Source organism: Kribbella sp. VKM Ac-2568, assembly GCF_004345365.1.
Taxonomy (GTDB): domain Bacteria; phylum Actinomycetota; class Actinomycetes; order Propionibacteriales; family Kribbellaceae; genus Kribbella; species Kribbella orskensis.
Map to the genome: position 1 here is coordinate 374,073 of NZ_SLVF01000007.1, position 15,481 is coordinate 389,553.

At 64.9% G+C, this 15,481-nt stretch carries 13 protein-coding genes and 1 other RNA gene; 3 read left to right on the forward strand and 11 right to left on the reverse strand.

Annotated features, from left to right (window positions below):
- Window positions 1-266: 266 nt before the first annotated feature.
- Window positions 267-1,049, reverse strand: a complete 783-nt coding sequence (locus EV648_RS22615; protein ID WP_241995488.1) for a DNA polymerase beta superfamily protein — start codon at window positions 1,047-1,049, stop codon at window positions 267-269.
- The gene (locus EV648_RS22620) at window positions 1,039-1,956 is read right to left on the reverse strand and encodes a DNA polymerase beta superfamily protein (protein WP_132295121.1); all 918 of its coding nucleotides are present in this window, start codon (window positions 1,954-1,956) and stop codon (window positions 1,039-1,041) included. Before EV648_RS22620 ends, EV648_RS22615 begins: the two co-directional genes overlap by 11 nt.
- A 158-nt stretch (window positions 1,957-2,114) precedes the next feature.
- Between EV648_RS22620 and EV648_RS22625 the strand changes: the two genes are divergently transcribed.
- From EV648_RS22625 to EV648_RS22635, 3 genes are all read left to right on the forward strand, one after another.
- Window positions 2,115-2,687, forward strand: coding sequence for a winged helix-turn-helix domain-containing protein (locus EV648_RS22625; RefSeq protein WP_132295124.1), 573 nt, complete (start codon window positions 2,115-2,117; stop codon window positions 2,685-2,687).
- Window positions 2,684-3,397, forward strand: a complete 714-nt coding sequence (locus tag EV648_RS22630) for an SRPBCC domain-containing protein (protein WP_132295127.1) — start codon at window positions 2,684-2,686, stop codon at window positions 3,395-3,397. The genes EV648_RS22625 and EV648_RS22630 overlap by 4 nt, the downstream gene beginning before the upstream one ends.
- Window positions 3,398-3,561: 164 nt before the next feature.
- On the forward strand, window positions 3,562-4,740 hold the full coding sequence (locus EV648_RS22635) for a hypothetical protein (RefSeq protein WP_132295130.1): 1,179 nt from the start codon (window positions 3,562-3,564) through the stop codon (window positions 4,738-4,740).
- Window positions 4,741-4,903: 163 nt separating this feature from the next.
- Here the strand turns inward: EV648_RS22635 and EV648_RS22640 are convergent, their stop codons facing one another.
- The 9 genes from EV648_RS22640 to ftsE form a co-directional block, all read right to left on the reverse strand.
- Window positions 4,904-5,584 (reverse strand): hypothetical protein, encoded by a 681-nt coding sequence (locus EV648_RS22640; protein WP_132295133.1) that lies wholly within the window; start codon window positions 5,582-5,584, stop codon window positions 4,904-4,906.
- A gap of 74 nt (window positions 5,585-5,658) precedes the next feature.
- Entirely contained in the window at window positions 5,659-8,085 is a 2,427-nt protein-coding gene (locus EV648_RS22645) for an ATP-binding domain-containing protein (RefSeq protein ID WP_132295136.1), read from the reverse strand.
- Window positions 8,086-8,141: 56 nt separating this feature from the next.
- A complete protein-coding gene (locus EV648_RS22650) occupies window positions 8,142-10,010 on the reverse strand; it encodes a hypothetical protein (protein WP_132295139.1) in 1,869 nt (622 codons plus the stop codon).
- Between the two features lie 510 nt (window positions 10,011-10,520).
- Window positions 10,521-10,899: a transfer-messenger RNA gene (gene ssrA, locus EV648_RS22655) on the reverse strand.
- Between the two features lie 109 nt (window positions 10,900-11,008).
- Complete coding sequence (locus tag EV648_RS22660; RefSeq protein WP_132187243.1) at window positions 11,009-11,569, reverse strand: DUF1707 and DUF4870 domain-containing protein; 561 nt, start codon at window positions 11,567-11,569, stop codon at window positions 11,009-11,011.
- A gap of 70 nt (window positions 11,570-11,639) precedes the next feature.
- Entirely contained in the window at window positions 11,640-12,110 is a 471-nt protein-coding gene (gene smpB, locus EV648_RS22665) for an SsrA-binding protein SmpB (protein ID WP_132187242.1), read from the reverse strand.
- Window positions 12,111-12,131: 21 nt separating this feature from the next.
- Complete coding sequence (locus EV648_RS22670) at window positions 12,132-13,409, reverse strand: M23 family metallopeptidase (RefSeq protein ID WP_241995490.1); 1,278 nt, start codon at window positions 13,407-13,409, stop codon at window positions 12,132-12,134.
- Window positions 13,410-13,631: 222 nt separating this feature from the next.
- A complete protein-coding gene (ftsX, locus tag EV648_RS22675) occupies window positions 13,632-14,543 on the reverse strand; it encodes a permease-like cell division protein FtsX (RefSeq protein ID WP_132295145.1) in 912 nt (303 codons plus the stop codon).
- A gap of 30 nt (window positions 14,544-14,573) precedes the next feature.
- Window positions 14,574-15,263 carry a cell division ATP-binding protein FtsE gene (gene ftsE, locus EV648_RS22680; protein ID WP_132187239.1) on the reverse strand — a complete coding sequence of 230 codons (690 nt, stop codon included), beginning with the start codon at window positions 15,261-15,263 and terminating at the stop codon, window positions 14,574-14,576.
- Between the last annotated feature and the right edge of the window lie 218 nt (window positions 15,264-15,481).

Here is a 15,481-nt window from a genome sequence, read left to right on the forward strand (position 1 = left end):
TGTTGATTCACTCTGCTTTCTGATTGTTTCAGGACGAAACTATTTACCCAATCACGGCAGGTGTCAATAGCTTCACGCAGTTAAGTAAATACCTTAGAGGGTGCCTCCCCCGCTGCACAGGGCGCGCCTGATGCGGCCACGCTCAGCGCAGAGCCGGCCACCGATTGACCGCTATCCGGTCACCTCGCGGGACGGCTCAGCCTGAGCAGAGCCGCGTCCTCGCGGGAATGCTCAGGCTGAGCGCAGCCGCGTCCTCGCGGGAATGCTCAGGCTGAGCGCAGCCGCGTCCGTGCGAGGAGGTTGTGAAGGGCGGCGTCAGCAGTCGGCCGGTCCGCCAGCTTCGAGTCGGTCTCGGCCTGGTCGAGTGCTGCCTGGAGCGCGACCACATCCCGCTCGAGCAGGTCCCTGGACGGCCCGGTCAGCGGCCCGGTCAGCGGCCCATGCTCAGCCTCCGCCTTGGCCGCCATCAACTCCCCCAGATACCCCGGCGCCTCGGCGACGATCGTCTGCAGTTCGCGCAGATCAGCCTGTACTTCGCCCGCGCGCATCAGGTGGATGCCGGTGAGCAGCACCCGGAACGTGTAGAGCAGGGGCTTCAGCTCGCCCGACTTCCCGAACAGCGTCCACTGAGTGCTCGCGAACCCGCGGTAGTGATGCGCGTGCCACTTCGTCAGGCAGCCCGGCGCCAGAGCGACGAGTTCCTCATGCTCCGGGGTCGTGGCGACGACGAGCGGCGACAACACCTGCTCCAGCACGTAGCCGTTGCGCCGCAGCATCAGCCGGGCGAACTTGGCCGGGTCGTGGGTGACGAGATCGACCTCGGCCTCGTTCTGGAACCAGGTGCGGTCGAGCGTCTCCGGTCCAGTGGTCAACCCGACGACCTCCTCGGCGGGCAACACATGCACCCCGCGCAGGTCGATGTCGGAGTCCCTGCTCGGGAAGCCGTACAGGTGAGCGCCGGAGACCGTTGCGAAGAGCAACATATAGGGCTGGTCGGCGATGACGCCGCGCAGCTCGTCGTAGTCGAGCTGCCGCATGTCACGCGTCACCGATGCTCCTCCGCCGGACCGATCTGAGCCAGGCGTCGACCCTACCGACATCGGGCGTGGCCGGCAGCACGGTTTTCCGCAACGCCTCGTCGAGCTCCTCGTGCAGGCCGAGCCGCCAGCGTTCCACTTCTTCCCATTCGACGGCCCCGGCCTTGACCGCGAGCAACCTGTCGCGATGCGGGCCGACGTCGACGACCAGCCGGCCCTCGCGCAGCAAAGTACGGGCTGCAAGCAACAACCGGATCAGGTGCATGACGTGCTTCCACTTCGGCGCCCCGTCCCGCCGGAAGTCCGCCTCGAGCTTCTTGAACTGGCTCAGCACGTAGCCGGAGTACGTCTGGTAGGCGAGCTGCGACAGGAACACCTCGCGGAGTCCGACGAGCTCCTCGCCGAGCGGGGTCTGGCGGACCACTAGCGGCGAGTGGAGCACCTCGAGCAGGTTCGGGTTCGCCTTCAGCGCGAGCTCGCAGAACCGCTCGACCTCCCAGGAGAACCACTCATCCTCCGGCCCGTCCACGTGAGTCGGCGGTTTGGCAAGCGACCAGAACGCCTCGGTCGGCGCGACGTACACCCCACGCGTGTCCGTGTCGGAGGCGTCGGTGTCCAATCCGAACGCCCGCGACCCGACCACCGCCGCGTAGATCGTGTGCTCTCGGACCATCTTGTCCCCATCGGGTTGATCCACGGCGACAGCGTCGTCCTGGTACGCCGTACGCAGACTGAGCTGATCCCGCTGAGCCGTGGCGTCCCGCCCATCGACCAACCTCACGGCGTACCGCCCGTCCGGGGTGACGCCACTGACCCGCCCGGTAGCCCCGCGCTGCGCAGTCCCACCCGCGCCATCCGTCCGCGCCACCCGCAGTACAACCTGAGTCCCCACCGGCAACTGCGGCCCCTCAACAGACATGCCGCCCATGCTCTCTCACTCCCGGACCGCCACCACTCACCAACCTCCCGCCACCGGTCGCGCCGAGCGTGAGCGCCCGGTCGGAGACCGTATTGGTCAGTGCTGCAGCTCCGGTCTGGCTTATTGACAAATGAAACTGTCAATACGAGTCTGTGGGCATGAAGTTGCTGGAGGAGCCGGAGAAGGTGCGGGCTGCGCTGTCGCCGTTGCGGCGGAAGCTGCTTGATCTGCTCCAGGAGCCTGCCTCGGGAACTCAGTTGGCGGCTGCCCTCGAACTGCCGCGGCAGCGAGTGAACTACCACCTGCGCGAACTCGAGAAGGCCGGGCTGGTGGAGTTGGTCGAGGAGCGGCAGCGGCGGGGATGTGTCGAGCGGATCCTGCGTGCGACCTCCGGCTCGTTTGTCGTGGACCCGTCCGTGATGGGGCGCACCTTCAGCCGGATCGGCGACCAGTACGCGGCCGAGCACCTGGTGGAAGTTGCCGCTGGCACCGTTCGCGACGTGGCCCGGATGCAGAACAAGGCCGATGCCGCCGGCAAGCGACTGCTGACCTTCACGCTCGAAGCCGAGGTGCGATTCACCGAGCCGGGCGATGTGCACCGCTTCACGGACGCGCTGACCGAAGCCGTCCGGCAGACCATCGAGGCCTTCGACGCCGAAGGCGGACGCCCGTACCGGGTGATCGCCGGCGGCCACCCGGCACCCCGCAGTACAGAAGGAGGGAAGTCATGAGTGACGAGACCCCGGTGATCGTGGTGACGGTGGCCGCGCCCGTCGAGGCGGTCTGGGACGCGCTCCGCGACAAGGAGAAGATCCGGCACTGGCACGGGTGGGAGTACGAGGGGCTGGACGCCGAGATCGACCTGATCTTCTTCACCGGGTACACAGAGGACGCCGGGGAGAGCGAGAGCCGGATGCTGGAGATCCACGGCGGCGACCGGTTCGTGGTGGAGCCTGCCGAAGGTGGTTCGAGGATCACGTTGACGCGCGCACCGCACGGCGACGACCCCGAGTGGGACGCGTACTACGACGACATCACCGAGGGCTGGATCACCTTCGTCCAGCAACTCCGCTTCGCTCTCGAACGGCATCCCGGTGAACCCCGCCGGACGTTGTTCTACTCGGGCGCGGGCGACCGCAGTACGGGTCCGGCCGAGCAACTGGGGATCACCGCGGCGGTCGGCTCGGAGTACGAGGTGGACCTGGTCGGCGAGCGGGCGACCGGGCGGGTGTGGTTCCGGTCGGACAACCAGGTGGGGCTGACGGTCGACCAGTGGGGCGACGGGCTGCTCGTGCTGAGCCACGTCGGCGCCGGCGAGAAGAAGCCGAACGGTGCGGCGATGGCCGTGCTCACGTTCTATGGGGTGGACGATGCCGCTCTTGCCGGGACTGACAAGCGGTGGAGCGACTGGTGGTCGCTGCGGTATCCGTCGACCGAGTGACACGGTGGTGACAGGGCGCATACGTGCCAGCACTCTCGGTCTATCCTTCGACGTTACTCAGGAGTACATTCTCGCTGCACGGTGACCACCACGGGGTCCAAGTGGTCACCGACCTTCGGCGAGGAGGCCTTCCGGTGCTCAGTCCGCGAAGTCGTCGTTTGTCCTTGACCATCACCACTCTCGTCCTGACGGCCGGGAGCCTGGTCGTCACCACCCCCGCCGCCCACGCGGACGGCCCCGGCTCCGGTACGCCGTACGTCGTGACCGTCGGGGACTCCTACATCTCGGGTGAGGCCGGCCGCTGGGCGGGCAGCTCGAACAACTCCGAGGCACCCGCGGACGCGCTCGGCGCCCACGCGTACCACGACAACGCGGCCGGCACCGCGGAGACGATCGCCAAGTGCCACCGCAGCAGATCCGCCGAGGCGTTCATCGGCGGCGGCGTCGGCGGGCTGAACCTCGCGTGCTCCGGCGCCCGTACGAACACCACGACCGGGGACACCTTCAAACCCGGACTCGACTTCTACGACGACGGCGCGGGCCACCTCGGCCAGGCGAGGATGCTGCAGCAGTTCGCCTCGACCCACAACGTGAACCTGGTGGTCGCCTCGATCGGCGGCAACGACTTCAACTTCGCCTCGATCGTGACGTCGTGCGTGACGGACTTCCTGCTGTCGCCCTCGTGGTTCCCGGACTACTGCAAGGACGACTCGTCGGTGGTCGCGAACTTCACCTCGGCCAACGTCACCGCAGTACGGGGCCGGATCGCGACCTCGTTCCAGAACATCCGGACGGCGATGCGCAACGCGGGCTACGCGGACAACGCGTGGAACCTGCTGGTGCAGACGTACCCGTCCCCGATCCCGCCGGCGAGCGGCTTTCGCTACGGCCAGACCGGCTACACCCGCCAGAACATCGGCGGCTGCGGCTTCTGGAACGCGGACGCCGACTGGGCCAACACCACCGCCCTGGCCACCATCAACAACACCGTCCGAGCCGCCATCACCCAATCAGGCCTCTCGAACACCCGCCTCCTGGAACTCCAATCCACCTTCAACGGCCGCCGCCTCTGCGAAAAAGCCGTAGGCCTCTACGAAGAGGTAGGCCTCTCCTCCTGGACCGCCCCCGCTGCGGTAGACAAAACCGAATGGATCAACCAAATCCGCACGGTAACCACCATCGGCTCCAACTACTACATCCAAGAATCCCTACACCCCAACTACTGGGCCCAACTAGCCCTACGCTCTTGCGTCCGCCAGTCCTACACCGCCAACCGCGGCGGCGCCTGCGCGATCACCGGTCCAGGCCTAACCAACGGCGAACCGAGAATGACTTTGAACTAGCACTGGGTATGACAAAGTCCCGGCGGTTTGCGGGCTGCCGGGACTTTGTTCGACTTCCAAGAGGTGCAGGTGGCTGGGCTCGGCCCCGCTCCTGCCTCCGCCAGTGAGACCACTCCTCGAGGCACCTGCGCTGGGGTGCTCAACGGTGAACCAAGGGTGACGCTCAGCCGACGGGCATCCCTTCCTCTATCCAGTGCCACCCGTCCATCTTCATGTTCGTGATGTCGACGTTGACGATGTCTCGAACGACGTCATCGGCAAGGGGGTACTTGGTGTCGTCATTGGCGGACGCCCAAAGCGAGGCGAACGACAGAGCGGATCCCCATCTGGACGTGAGAGTCTGGGCGACAGTTCGGCACTGGGCGCGGACGATCTCGCGGAGCGCATATCCTGCGACGCCTTCCTCAAAGTCGTACCCGAACTCGATGTCCGTGTCGACCCCATCCCTCTCCGCTAGTTGTCCCAGCACAAATGGATCGATGCGTGGATAAGGCCCGAGGACATCGTCTTCAGAGAACGGATGCTCACCGGGATAGCCTTCCCCATATGCACGCGCATAGAACTCGCGAGCAAGGGCGGCCAACGCCAGAAGTCGGCACACGACGCGGGCCCGCTCAATTTCGGTGTCAAACCGAGTCAGTCCTGCACTGCCGAGACATGCCCATGCGTATTCGGCCCATTCGATCTCCGTGCCTCCGTACCAGGTCCGGAAGATGTCCTCGGCAATGCTGCGAAGATCGCCGAGATCCTCGACCTCGTCTGCACGGCTTTCGGGCGCTGTCACGTCGTCAGAAAAGCCGGACTCGTCGCTCAGATCGCCCTGAGTCGTTGAGTCGGGTTGCATATCTCTCCTCCTGCCGATCGATGGACTACTGCTGATCCGTCGAGTGCCGGTCGCGAGCTCACTGAGCATCGCTACTAGTCGGTCAGCAGATCCAGAAGATCGTCGCTGCTGACTTCGAGTTCTCGACGCACCCTATCGACGACGTAAGCCCACCTTGCGACTGGCACGTTCTCGCGAATGCTCGCGGCAATGGACGAAGCGACAGTGTCCGCGACAAGACGACCGAGGTCGGCGACGACCGGAGCATTGGATGATGCCATGTCTACGGACCTAGTCGGGCTTGATACATGCCTTGTCTGTGACAGCGTCGCATCGGTACTGGGGACGACAGCGATCTCGAACAGAGAGTCCGGTGCTGAGGCTGCCCGGGGACCTCGACTTGCCACCATAGATGCAGCACCAGCGGCGGGCGTCATCTCGATCTCGACTGGACTCGCCAATGAGGTCGCTTCATCCTCTGTGGAACGGACAGCGATGTCAGCCCGAATGGCCGCCTGCTCTTCCATCGTAATGGCGGACGCGTCGAGCTTGCTGGGAAGCAAACGTCCCGTGTACGTCACCGTGAGGTACCGCGTGGAGCGCGTAAGCGCCACGTAAAGCAGCCGCAAGCCGCTGTCGGATTCGGCGACGATCGCCTCGGGTTCGATCAAGACCACGGCGTCGAACTCAAGGCCCTTGGCCTCCTCGGCAGACAGCACGTTGATCGATTTGCTCAGATCGCCTTTGCTCGCGTCGCTCCAGGCGATGCCCGCCTTCCGAAGTTCCTCGACGAGGAACTGACGCATCGAATCAGCCACGACGAGCCCGACGAACAATCCCCGTCCTGCGTAGTCCCGTGCAGCGTCCAGCGCGTGAGGGATCCGCTGATCGTCCTCACATTGGATCAGGGTGGGGTCTGCGGGTCCGGATCTGACGATGCGAGGCGGCGTGATGGACGGCGCCGCCTCCGGGAGAAGACGAGCGGCAAGCTCGTAGATCTGCAGGGGAACGCGATACCCAAGTGTCAGTTCCTCAACGGTGGTCGGGAAATCCTGCTGAAGCGCTTCGACAACTTCGTCCCACGTATCCCTTGCCCAAGGTCCAGTCGACTGGGCGACGTCACCGACGATCGTCATCGATCCATTCCGTGACCGCCGCCGCGCGGATCTAAGCTGCATCGGTGACAGGTCCTGCGCCTCGTCGATGACAACGTGTCGGTAGGTGTGGCCGCGGCCGTTGATCAAGAAGGCGGCTTCATCGACAAGTGCGATGTCGGCATCGCTCCAAGTCTCTTCGCTCAGACGTCCAGCTGGCTGCCTCAGGAGACGACTAACGTCACCTGCCGTGAACTGGTCACCAGCGGCCGCCACAAGGCGCTCTCGGGATCCAAGTAGATCTCGCAGAAACAGTTGGGGGGTGAGGGACGGCCACACGCGCTCGACGGCTGCGTCGACCTGCGCGGGACTGGCTTCACTCGTCACCTCACCCGCGAGCCAGCTTCTGAATCCATTGCGGCCGGCCGCGTAGGTAGGGGCGTTCTGGAGGAACCTGCGCAGCTGTCCTTCGACATCAGCAGCCCCCAGCCGGGTTGGACGTGTAGGCGGCCCAACCTCGATGATCTCGACGCCCGCTGGAAACCGTACGCGCTGCTGCAGGGCAGTCTCGAGCAGCGCCGCCATCCTCCCGCTGCCCTTGAGACGCTGTACGTCAACATCTTCGGGTCGCGAGTTCGATGAGATCGGCCCTAGAGAACGCAGGTCCCGGTGGACGGCTTCGGCATCGCCCAGACCGGGCAGGACCGCCCGTATATAGCGGGTGAACGTAGGGTTCGGGCCGATCACGAGCACATCGTCGGCTGCCAGGCTCTGCCGATGGTTGAAGAGCAGCCATGACACGCGGTGCAACGCCACCGCTGTCTTCCCGGTTCCAGGTCCGCCCTGGATAACGAGAAGCTGGTCAAGCGGCGAGCGGATGAGCTTGTACTGAGCTGCATGAATCGTTTGGACGATATCGCGCATCTCGCCGGTGCGGTCCTGCTCAAGGTCTCGAAGGACGGAGTCGTCGATGCCGTTTCGATCCGCCTCGGTGATGTCCTCGACGGCCTTTGCCAACTCGGCGAACAGGACCTCATCGAAGTCGATGACCTTATTTCGCTCTGTCACGAACTTGCGTCGCCGAAGGACGCCGCAGGAGTCTTCATACGATGCCTGGAAATAGCGGGAGGCAGCGTCTGCCTGCCAATTGATCACGAGCTTATTCCGCTCGGCGTCACTGATCGCGTGCTTGCCAAGGTAGAGCCTCTCACCCGACTCGTCCTCGAACATGGCGAACGAGACGGCTTCATCAGCGTCTGCCACATTGTCTAGCAGCGACTTTGCGCCCCGATTGACGGCCGAGGCGGCAGCACGCGAGCCAGCAGCAGCGGCTGAGGCTGAAGAGAGCGTCTGCCTAGTTCGCTCTCGTGCCTCAGCCGCCCTGTCAAAGTAGGTCTGCTCTTCCTCGAGCTCGGCAACGCTAGCCATCCCGTATCCCCTCCCAAGATCGAAACCTGTTTGATCTATTCATCGGCAACGCGTCATTAGAATCGAGCGGTCGGCAGGTGGGCACCTAGGTAGCCGACGTACACCTTCCCCGTGCCAGCCGCGTCGTCATAAAAATGCAGGCGTGGTGCCGGCGCTCCTCGGCGTACCACCTTCACATGAGCCGGCATGTACTTGCGGCCGGTCACAGCGACCTGTGTCGGCACTGCGAATGTACGGGCGTTGCGGAGGTCGGACGACGACTCCACCGACTCACTCTCGACCATGGCAACGGCCGTTGCTGATATCGCGGGCTGGCCCGGCGGGGGCTCCTGGCACCACGCGTAGAAGGAGTTGTGGAACATGCCGGCGCTCCTGGCCTGGGCATACGCATCCAGGGCGCAAAGCGCAGCCCAGCTCTTGATCGCGTACAGCTGGGCACCGCCGTGCAGATCGAGTTCAGCGGCGTCTTCTTCGATCTCTCCTACGTGGATTGCGCTGAGATGCTGCCTTGCGAGTGCCACAACCTCAGCCACGGAAGATGGAGCGGTCGGGAGTTCTTCATCGGTGCCCACACCCGGGTCGCCGAGGTCACGTACGCGTCGTTCCAGCCAACGGACGCGGCGATCGAGGCTATCAACCTCTTCTCTCGCCTCAGTTGCCTCAATGGTGAGATCGTCGTAGGCCGTTGTTAGCTGGCTAACCAGCAAAGCGCGGTCCTCGATGTTCTCCTGCGCTTCGTTGAGTAGCTGTTCAAGCGCCTCGCGTTCCTCAGTTTCCCGCACCAGCTGGCGACGGAGTTCGACCTCAGCCACCGGCACCAGGTCGTGCACAGCTGGAGCCTGCGTAGCAAGGCTAGACACCAGCTCATCCAGAACTACGTCGAATGCCTCTAGGTCGTCTAGGCTCAACGTCGACGCAGGTGCAAGGTCATTGCCGCGGTGGTTTCTCAGAGCTCGCCGCATCCGATCCAGCCGCTCGTTCAGCCAGGTGCGGCCGATACCGGCGGCTGCGGTGGCGGAGACAGACCGTCGGACTCGTTCCGAAGGTGCCGCGACCGACTGGGCGGATCGGAGCGCCACGGGTGCGGGGCGCCGCGTCGAGAGCTCGAGAATCTGGTCCTTCACGGCAGGAAATGCCCTGCTGCCGAGGGCTACGAGCGAAGTCCGACCAAGGATCCGGTGCCGCGACGCCACATCGGCGGGGTCGGATATCGCCCCGGGGAGATAGGTACGCATTGCCCCGCCATAAACGGCATAGCCCTCGGGCAAGCTGTTCGCGAGCTGCTCAGTGGCCGAGGCGTCGGCGAGCCTGAAGACCGCGGCCACACCGGCCACATCGCGCGCAAGACGCCGTGTCAGGTGCGGCTGGTCGTAGGCATCTTGCCCGTCGTGCGCGAACACGATGACCGGAACAGATCGGTGCGGCGACGAAATATAGGACGCAATCTCCGCGACGTGGCTCTGCTGCAGAGTCCAGTCTTCAGCAGTCAGGGGAACCGGTCCGTCATACCCTTCCCCTGCCGCCAGGAGCTCGCGGACGAGTCGAGGGCTCCCAGGCCGCACGGGATTGGCTCTCCGGACAGGCTCATGTTCGAGATCCACCCAAATCCGGGCAGGACTAAGTTCGACCGAGGTAGCGTCGCCGGCTGGCCGGATCGCAGCTGCGGTCGTGATCCAGCGTGCGTCCGCCGTCTCCTCGATCAGGCGCACGCGGTAGATTCTGTCGCCGTTCGGCAATTGCGTGTCGAGCTCTGTTGCCCACGCGATGGCACCATCGTCGGATTCGAGGGCGGACCCTCGCTGTGAAAGTCCCGACTTCGGCAGGCGCAGAGCCTTCGAATCCAACCACCGCTCGAACTCCGGGCGGAGCGCGGTTGCGATGCGACCGTCAGAGTCGTTGAAGACAGAGCGGTAGACCAGCGACATCTGCGTTCAGTTCCCCTCGAAGTCCCGCAAACCACAATTGCCATTGTGCGGCGCGCGATGGACAGGTGACTGGCCAGGGCCGCAGAAGACGAAAACTCCGGCTGACCAGAGTCGCTCATTGCCTCTCCTCGAAGCCCGCATGATCGAGCTTCAGCGCGCGGCCGTTCTCGCAAGGGACATCGTCCTCTGAGAGCCAGCCGAGTGCCTGTTCGCCAATCTCGACTCGCAGCTTGAGGTTGGTGCCCCGCGTGATGAAGTGCTACGACACCTCGCCAATCAACTTCCTGAAGTCGAGAGGGGCACATGGCCGCCGTCACGATGTTCCCCCGTTCCCTGACAGTCGCGACAAGCGCAATCCAACCCGATCCATCCCTGGACTTGTCATCCGCCTATCGCTGAAGAGGCTTCATCCGTTACACCTCGTATCCGGCAGCGTTCAGATCGCCCCGACCACAGACATGACGAAGCCCCGGCAGCTTTGGGCTGCCGGGGCTTCGTCCAACTTTTCAGGGGTGGAGGTGGCGGGAATCGAACCCGCGTCCTTCAGCGTCGATCCAAGACTTCTCCGGGCGCAGTCTGTTGTGTCGTTTTCTCAGTCCCAGCACTCGTACAGACACGTTGCCGACAGACTCAGTCGCTGTAAATGTCCCGCGTTAACCCCGCGACCGGGTTAACGAAGCAAGCTTCCTAGCTGAGGCCAGGAACCGGGTCGGAAGCAACCCCGGGCTGACCGCTTCTTTTAGCTCAGGCCGTCAGGCGGCGAGAGCGAAGCTACTGCGCGCTTTAGCGTTGGCAGTTATTGTTTTCCAGAGATCGTTAACGAGATAACCCTGGATCCTCGGCCCGCTTCTCTTGGAACGTACGTCCAAAGTCGAAACCGTTCACCCCCTGTTGAGTTGTCAATCTCCCGTGGTCCGGTAGCGCTCTGACTGACCGCGGAAGGTCCACACTATCAAGTCCAACAAGGCTGCCGCACCACAGATTCCCGTCACCGTGGGTCACTTGATCAGGCGGAGGGTGAAGGGGTAGCGGAAGTTGGAGCCGAGGAGGGTGGCCAGACCGCCGATGCCGGTGAGGACGAACCAGACGAGGCCTACCAGGGGGAAGAGGAAGCCGGTGAAACCTTCGGTGACGCCGGTGACCACGCCTAGGAGGGCGAAGACGGCCAACGCGCTCAACTGGAAGTTCAACGCCTCTACCGCGTGCTTGCGGACCGCAGGGTTCTCCTTGCCGGCGGTGGCCACGATCAGCGCCGGGCCGACGAAGAAGGTGGGATACCCGAGCCAGTGGGCGATCGTGCCGAGGCCGCGGCCCTGGCTGTCGTACCGCTTGACCGGGGCGGGTCGGGTGAAGGCCGCCGGCACGTACGTCGGGACGGGGCGCGCCACCAGTCCGTCGAAGGTGCCGTTCAGCTCGGCCCGGGTGCGGGCCTTGAGCGCCAGTTCCAGGCGGGTGTCGAACTCGACACGCTCGACCCGGCCGTCGGCGTACATCTCTTGCAGGATCTCGACCGCTCGGTCCCGTTGGGCCGGCGTCACCAGCAGCTCTGAAGTGGACATGCCCCCAGCCTGACGCCGGACCACCCCGCAACCCATCGGGTGACGCCCGGAACCACCCCTGGGGAGACCCCTAGCCCTTCCTGCGGTCGCTCAGTGCTCGCTGGGCCTCGCGGTTCGCCTGGCGCTCGGCCAGGGCGTGCCGCTTGTCGTAGTCCTTCTTGCCGCGCCCGGTGGCGAGCTCGACCTTGGCGTAGCCGTCCTTGAAGTACAGCGACAGCGGGATGAGGCTGACGCCCTGCTGCTCGACGGCCTTGATCAGCTTCTGCATCTCGTCCTTGTGCAGGAGCAGCTTGCGGGTACGCCGGGGCTCGTGGTTGGTCCAGGTGCCGTGCGTGTACTCCGGGATGTGCAGGTTCTGCAGCCACAGCTCGTTGCCCCGCACGGACGCGAAAGCGTCGACGAGGGAGGCCCGACCCAGCCGCAGGGACTTCACCTCGGTCCCGGTCAGCACGAGTCCGGCTTCCACCACGTCGTCGATGTGGTAGTCGTGTCGCGCCTTACGATTCTGCGCGATCGGCTTCTGGCCGGTCTGTTTCACCATCCGACCAGTATCCCAGACAACTCACAACCACTTCATCGGGTTAACCACCCGTCCGTCCTGGTAGACCATGAAGTGCAGGTGGCAACCGGTCGAGTAGCCGGTGGTGCCGACGTAGCCGATCACCTGGCCCTTCTTGACCCGCTGACCGACGCGCACCTTGTACCGCGACAGGTGGTTGTAGACCGTGGTGATCGACGAGCCGTTGATCACCCCGTTCGACAGGAACAGCCGGTTGCCGTAGCCGCCGTTGTAGTAGCGGTCCGTGATGACCCCGCTCGCGGCGGCGTGGATCGGCGTACCGCAGCCGGCGCCGAAGTCGGTGCCGTCGTGCAGCTTCCAGTAGTGCAGCACCGGGTGGAACCGCATCCCGTACGGCGAGGTGATGTAGGTGTTGATCGGGTAGCTCAGCCCTGAGGAGCTGCCCGGGTCGTCCGGTACGTCGCGCGGCGGCCGGTGCTCCTTCTTCGCCTTCGCGCGCTCCCTGGCCTCCGCCGCGGCCTTGCGCCGGGCGGCCGCAGCCTTCTCGGCCTTGGCCCGGGCGACCAGGATCGCCTGCACCCGGTTCCGCTCGGCGACCAGCGCGTTGTACTGCGCCAACTCGCTGTTCTTGTCCTTCTCGGCGGCCTTGTACGCGACCAGTCGTGCCTGAGCCAGCTTCGCGGCCTCGGCCTTGTCCTTGGCCACCTGCAGCGTGAGCGCGGTGACCTGCTGAACGGTCCGGGCGGCCTCGGCCCGCTGAGCGGCGACGATCTTCTCCGCCTGGGAGACCTTGGCGCGCTTGTTCGCGAGCTGGGCCTGGGCATTGTTGAGCTTGGTGATCGTGTTGCCCTGGATGCCGAACACGTTGCGCTGGACCTGCACGCCGGTGGCGACGTCGGCCGGCGACGCGCCGTTCAGCACGATCGACAGCCCGACCAGGCTGTTCTGCTGCTGGTACGCCGACTGCGCCGCGCGGCCGGCCACGTGCTTCTGCTCCAGGATCACCTGCTCACCGGCGTCCACGTCGGACAACGCGGTCTGCAGCGCCTCCTCGGCGGCCTTCAACTTGCTCGCGGCAACCACATCGGCGGCCTTCGCGGCCGCCAGCCGGCCCTGCGCCGCGGCGTACCGGACCTGGACGGCCTTGTACTGCGTCTCGGCGAGAGTGTACGAGGCGGTGGACTTGGCGAGCTGGTCGTACGACTCGTGCAGGTCGGCGCGCGACTCCTGGATCTGCGAGTCGAGCTGTTTCTTCTTCGCTGCTGGATCCGGTGGCACCGCCTGGGCAGACGGGACCACCGCCAGGACTCCGGCGGACATGGACAGGACAACGCAGCAAGCGGCGACCATCGTCGGCCGACCGGCAGGCCCGCCCAGGCGTTGCCTGAGTGTCCGTCGGTTCGGTAGTTCGGTGGTGCCGATGCTGTCGTCTCGCTTGATGCTCCCCCGCCTGAGCGGGTTCGCACCGGGGAAGTGCGGGACCACAGTCGACCCCTTGCTATGGATTGAGTTGTCGTGCTACTGCACGATAAGTCACCCGGGTCAGACTTTGAGGTATTTCCGCGTTGTCAGGAATGTCGGGATCACCGCGAGCACCAGACCGACGACCACCATGATCAGGGTGGCCCGCAGCGTCTCGGAGGCGCCGACCCACTGCCAGACCCGGAACGTCTCCTCCGCCTGCTTCTTCACCAGGAAGTACACCCCGAGCCAGAGGGTGCCGCAGGCAAGGACCGCGCCGATCAGGGCCGCCAATATCGCTTCCAGCAGGAATGGCAGCTGGATGTAGAAGTTCGAGGCGCCCACCAGGCGCATGATGCCTATCTCCCGTCTCCGGGCATAGGCAGCCAGCCGGATCGTGTTGGAGATCTGCATCAGCGCGGCGACCAGCAGCAACCCGGCGGCCAGCAGCGCTCCCCATCTCAGCTTGTTCAGCGCGTTGAAGAGTGGATCCAGATACTGTCTGAGGTCCTGGACCGTATCGACCCCCGGTAGACCCACGACCGCGCTGATCAGGTTCTGGTAGCGCTGTGGATCCTTCAGCTTGACCCGGTAGGACTCCTGCATCTGGTCCTCGGTCACCGTGCTGACGATCGGGGAGTCCTTGTAGAGCTTCTTGAACTGGTCGAAGGCTTCCTTCTTGGACTCGCCGAACACGCCTTCCGGCGCGGTGTCCGGGTTCGACTCGATCACCTGCTTGATCCGGTTCTTCTGCTCCGTGGTCACCTCGGCGCCCGAGCAGCCGCGGCCGCCGGAGTCCTTGGTGCAGAGGAAGATCGAGATCTGGATCTTGTCGTACCAGTTCCCCTTCATCAGGTCCACCTGCTCGCGGGCGAGCAGGGCGCTGCCGAACAGCGACAGCGAGACCCAGATGGTGACGACGACCGCGATCGTCATCGAGAGGTTCCGCTTCAGGCCGATGCCCAGGTCGGAGAGGATGTAGTTGAGTCGCATAGGAGAGTCAGTTCCGTATCGTCGTGGGTCTCAGTGCTGGTAGCCGTAGACGCCACGCGACTCGTCGCGGACGACATGGCCGTTCTCCAGCTCGATCACGCGCTTGCGCATCTGGTCCACGATCGAGACGTCGTGGGTGGCCATCACCACGGTCGTCCCGGTGCGGTTGATCCGGTCCAGCAGCTTCATGATGCCGACCGAGGTGCCGGGGTCCAGGTTTCCGGTCGGCTCGTCCGCGATCAGGATCATCGGCCGGTTCACGAACGCGCGGGCGATCGCCACCCGCTGCTGCTCACCACCGGACAGCTCGTCCGGCAGCCGATCCTCCTTGCCGTCCAGGCCGACCAGCTCGAGCACCTCGGGCACGGTCTTGCGGATGTGCGAGCGCGGCTTGCCGATCACCTGCAGCGCGAACGCGACGTTCTCCGCGACGGTCTTGTTCGGCAGCAGCCGGAAGTCCTGGAAGACGGTGCCGATCTGGCGGCGCATCTGCGGGATCCGCCAGCTGGCCAGCCGGTTCAGGTCCTTGCCGGCCACCATGATGTGGCCCTTGGAGCTCCGGTGCTCACGCAGGACGAGACGAAGGAACGTCGACTTGCCGGACCCGGAGGTGCCGACCAGGAAGACGAACTCGCCTTTCTCGATCTCGACGTTGACGTTCAGCAGGGCAGCCTTGGACTGACCCTCGAAGGTCTTGGAAACATTCTCGAAGCGGATCACGGGAGCTTCCGGCCGTGGTCGGGAACAGGGAGCAGCGCACAGGTAGCCACCAAGGCACCGTACGCCACCGGAGCGGCCGTCGATCAGTGTAGGGGCTTCCCGGGCGTGGTCCGAGCAGGCGTCCCGGCTCGGGCGTCACTGTCCTATAGCCGTACTGCGCTGCGCCGGCTGAGGTGGGCGGGCACGGCACAGGCAGTCACTGGCTGAGTACGCGAGCA

What these genes read in the sequence shown, in the direction of transcription:
- EV648_RS22620 (WP_132295121.1), bottom strand. Translation starts at nt 1,956, where the DNA reads ATGTCTGTTGAGGGGCCGCAGTTGCCGGTGGGGACTCAGGTTGTACTG.
- EV648_RS22625 (WP_132295124.1), top strand. Translation starts at nt 2,115, where the DNA reads ATGAAGTTGCTGGAGGAGCCGGAGAAGGTGCGGGCTGCGCTGTCGCCG.
- EV648_RS22630 (WP_132295127.1), top strand. Translation starts at nt 2,684, where the DNA reads ATGAGTGACGAGACCCCGGTGATCGTGGTGACGGTGGCCGCGCCCGTC.
- EV648_RS22640 (WP_132295133.1), bottom strand. Translation starts at nt 5,584, where the DNA reads ATGCAACCCGACTCAACGACTCAGGGCGATCTGAGCGACGAGTCCGGC.
- EV648_RS22645 (WP_132295136.1), bottom strand. Translation starts at nt 8,085, where the DNA reads ATGGCTAGCGTTGCCGAGCTCGAGGAAGAGCAGACCTACTTTGACAGG.
- EV648_RS22650 (WP_132295139.1), bottom strand. Translation starts at nt 10,010, where the DNA reads ATGTCGCTGGTCTACCGCTCTGTCTTCAACGACTCTGACGGTCGCATC.
- EV648_RS22660 (WP_132187243.1), bottom strand. Translation starts at nt 11,569, where the DNA reads ATGTCCACTTCAGAGCTGCTGGTGACGCCGGCCCAACGGGACCGAGCG.
- smpB (WP_132187242.1), bottom strand. Translation starts at nt 12,110, where the DNA reads ATGGTGAAACAGACCGGCCAGAAGCCGATCGCGCAGAATCGTAAGGCG.
- EV648_RS22670 (WP_241995490.1), bottom strand. Translation starts at nt 13,409, where the DNA reads ATGTCCGCCGGAGTCCTGGCGGTGGTCCCGTCTGCCCAGGCGGTGCCA.
- ftsX (WP_132295145.1), bottom strand. Translation starts at nt 14,543, where the DNA reads ATGCGACTCAACTACATCCTCTCCGACCTGGGCATCGGCCTGAAGCGG.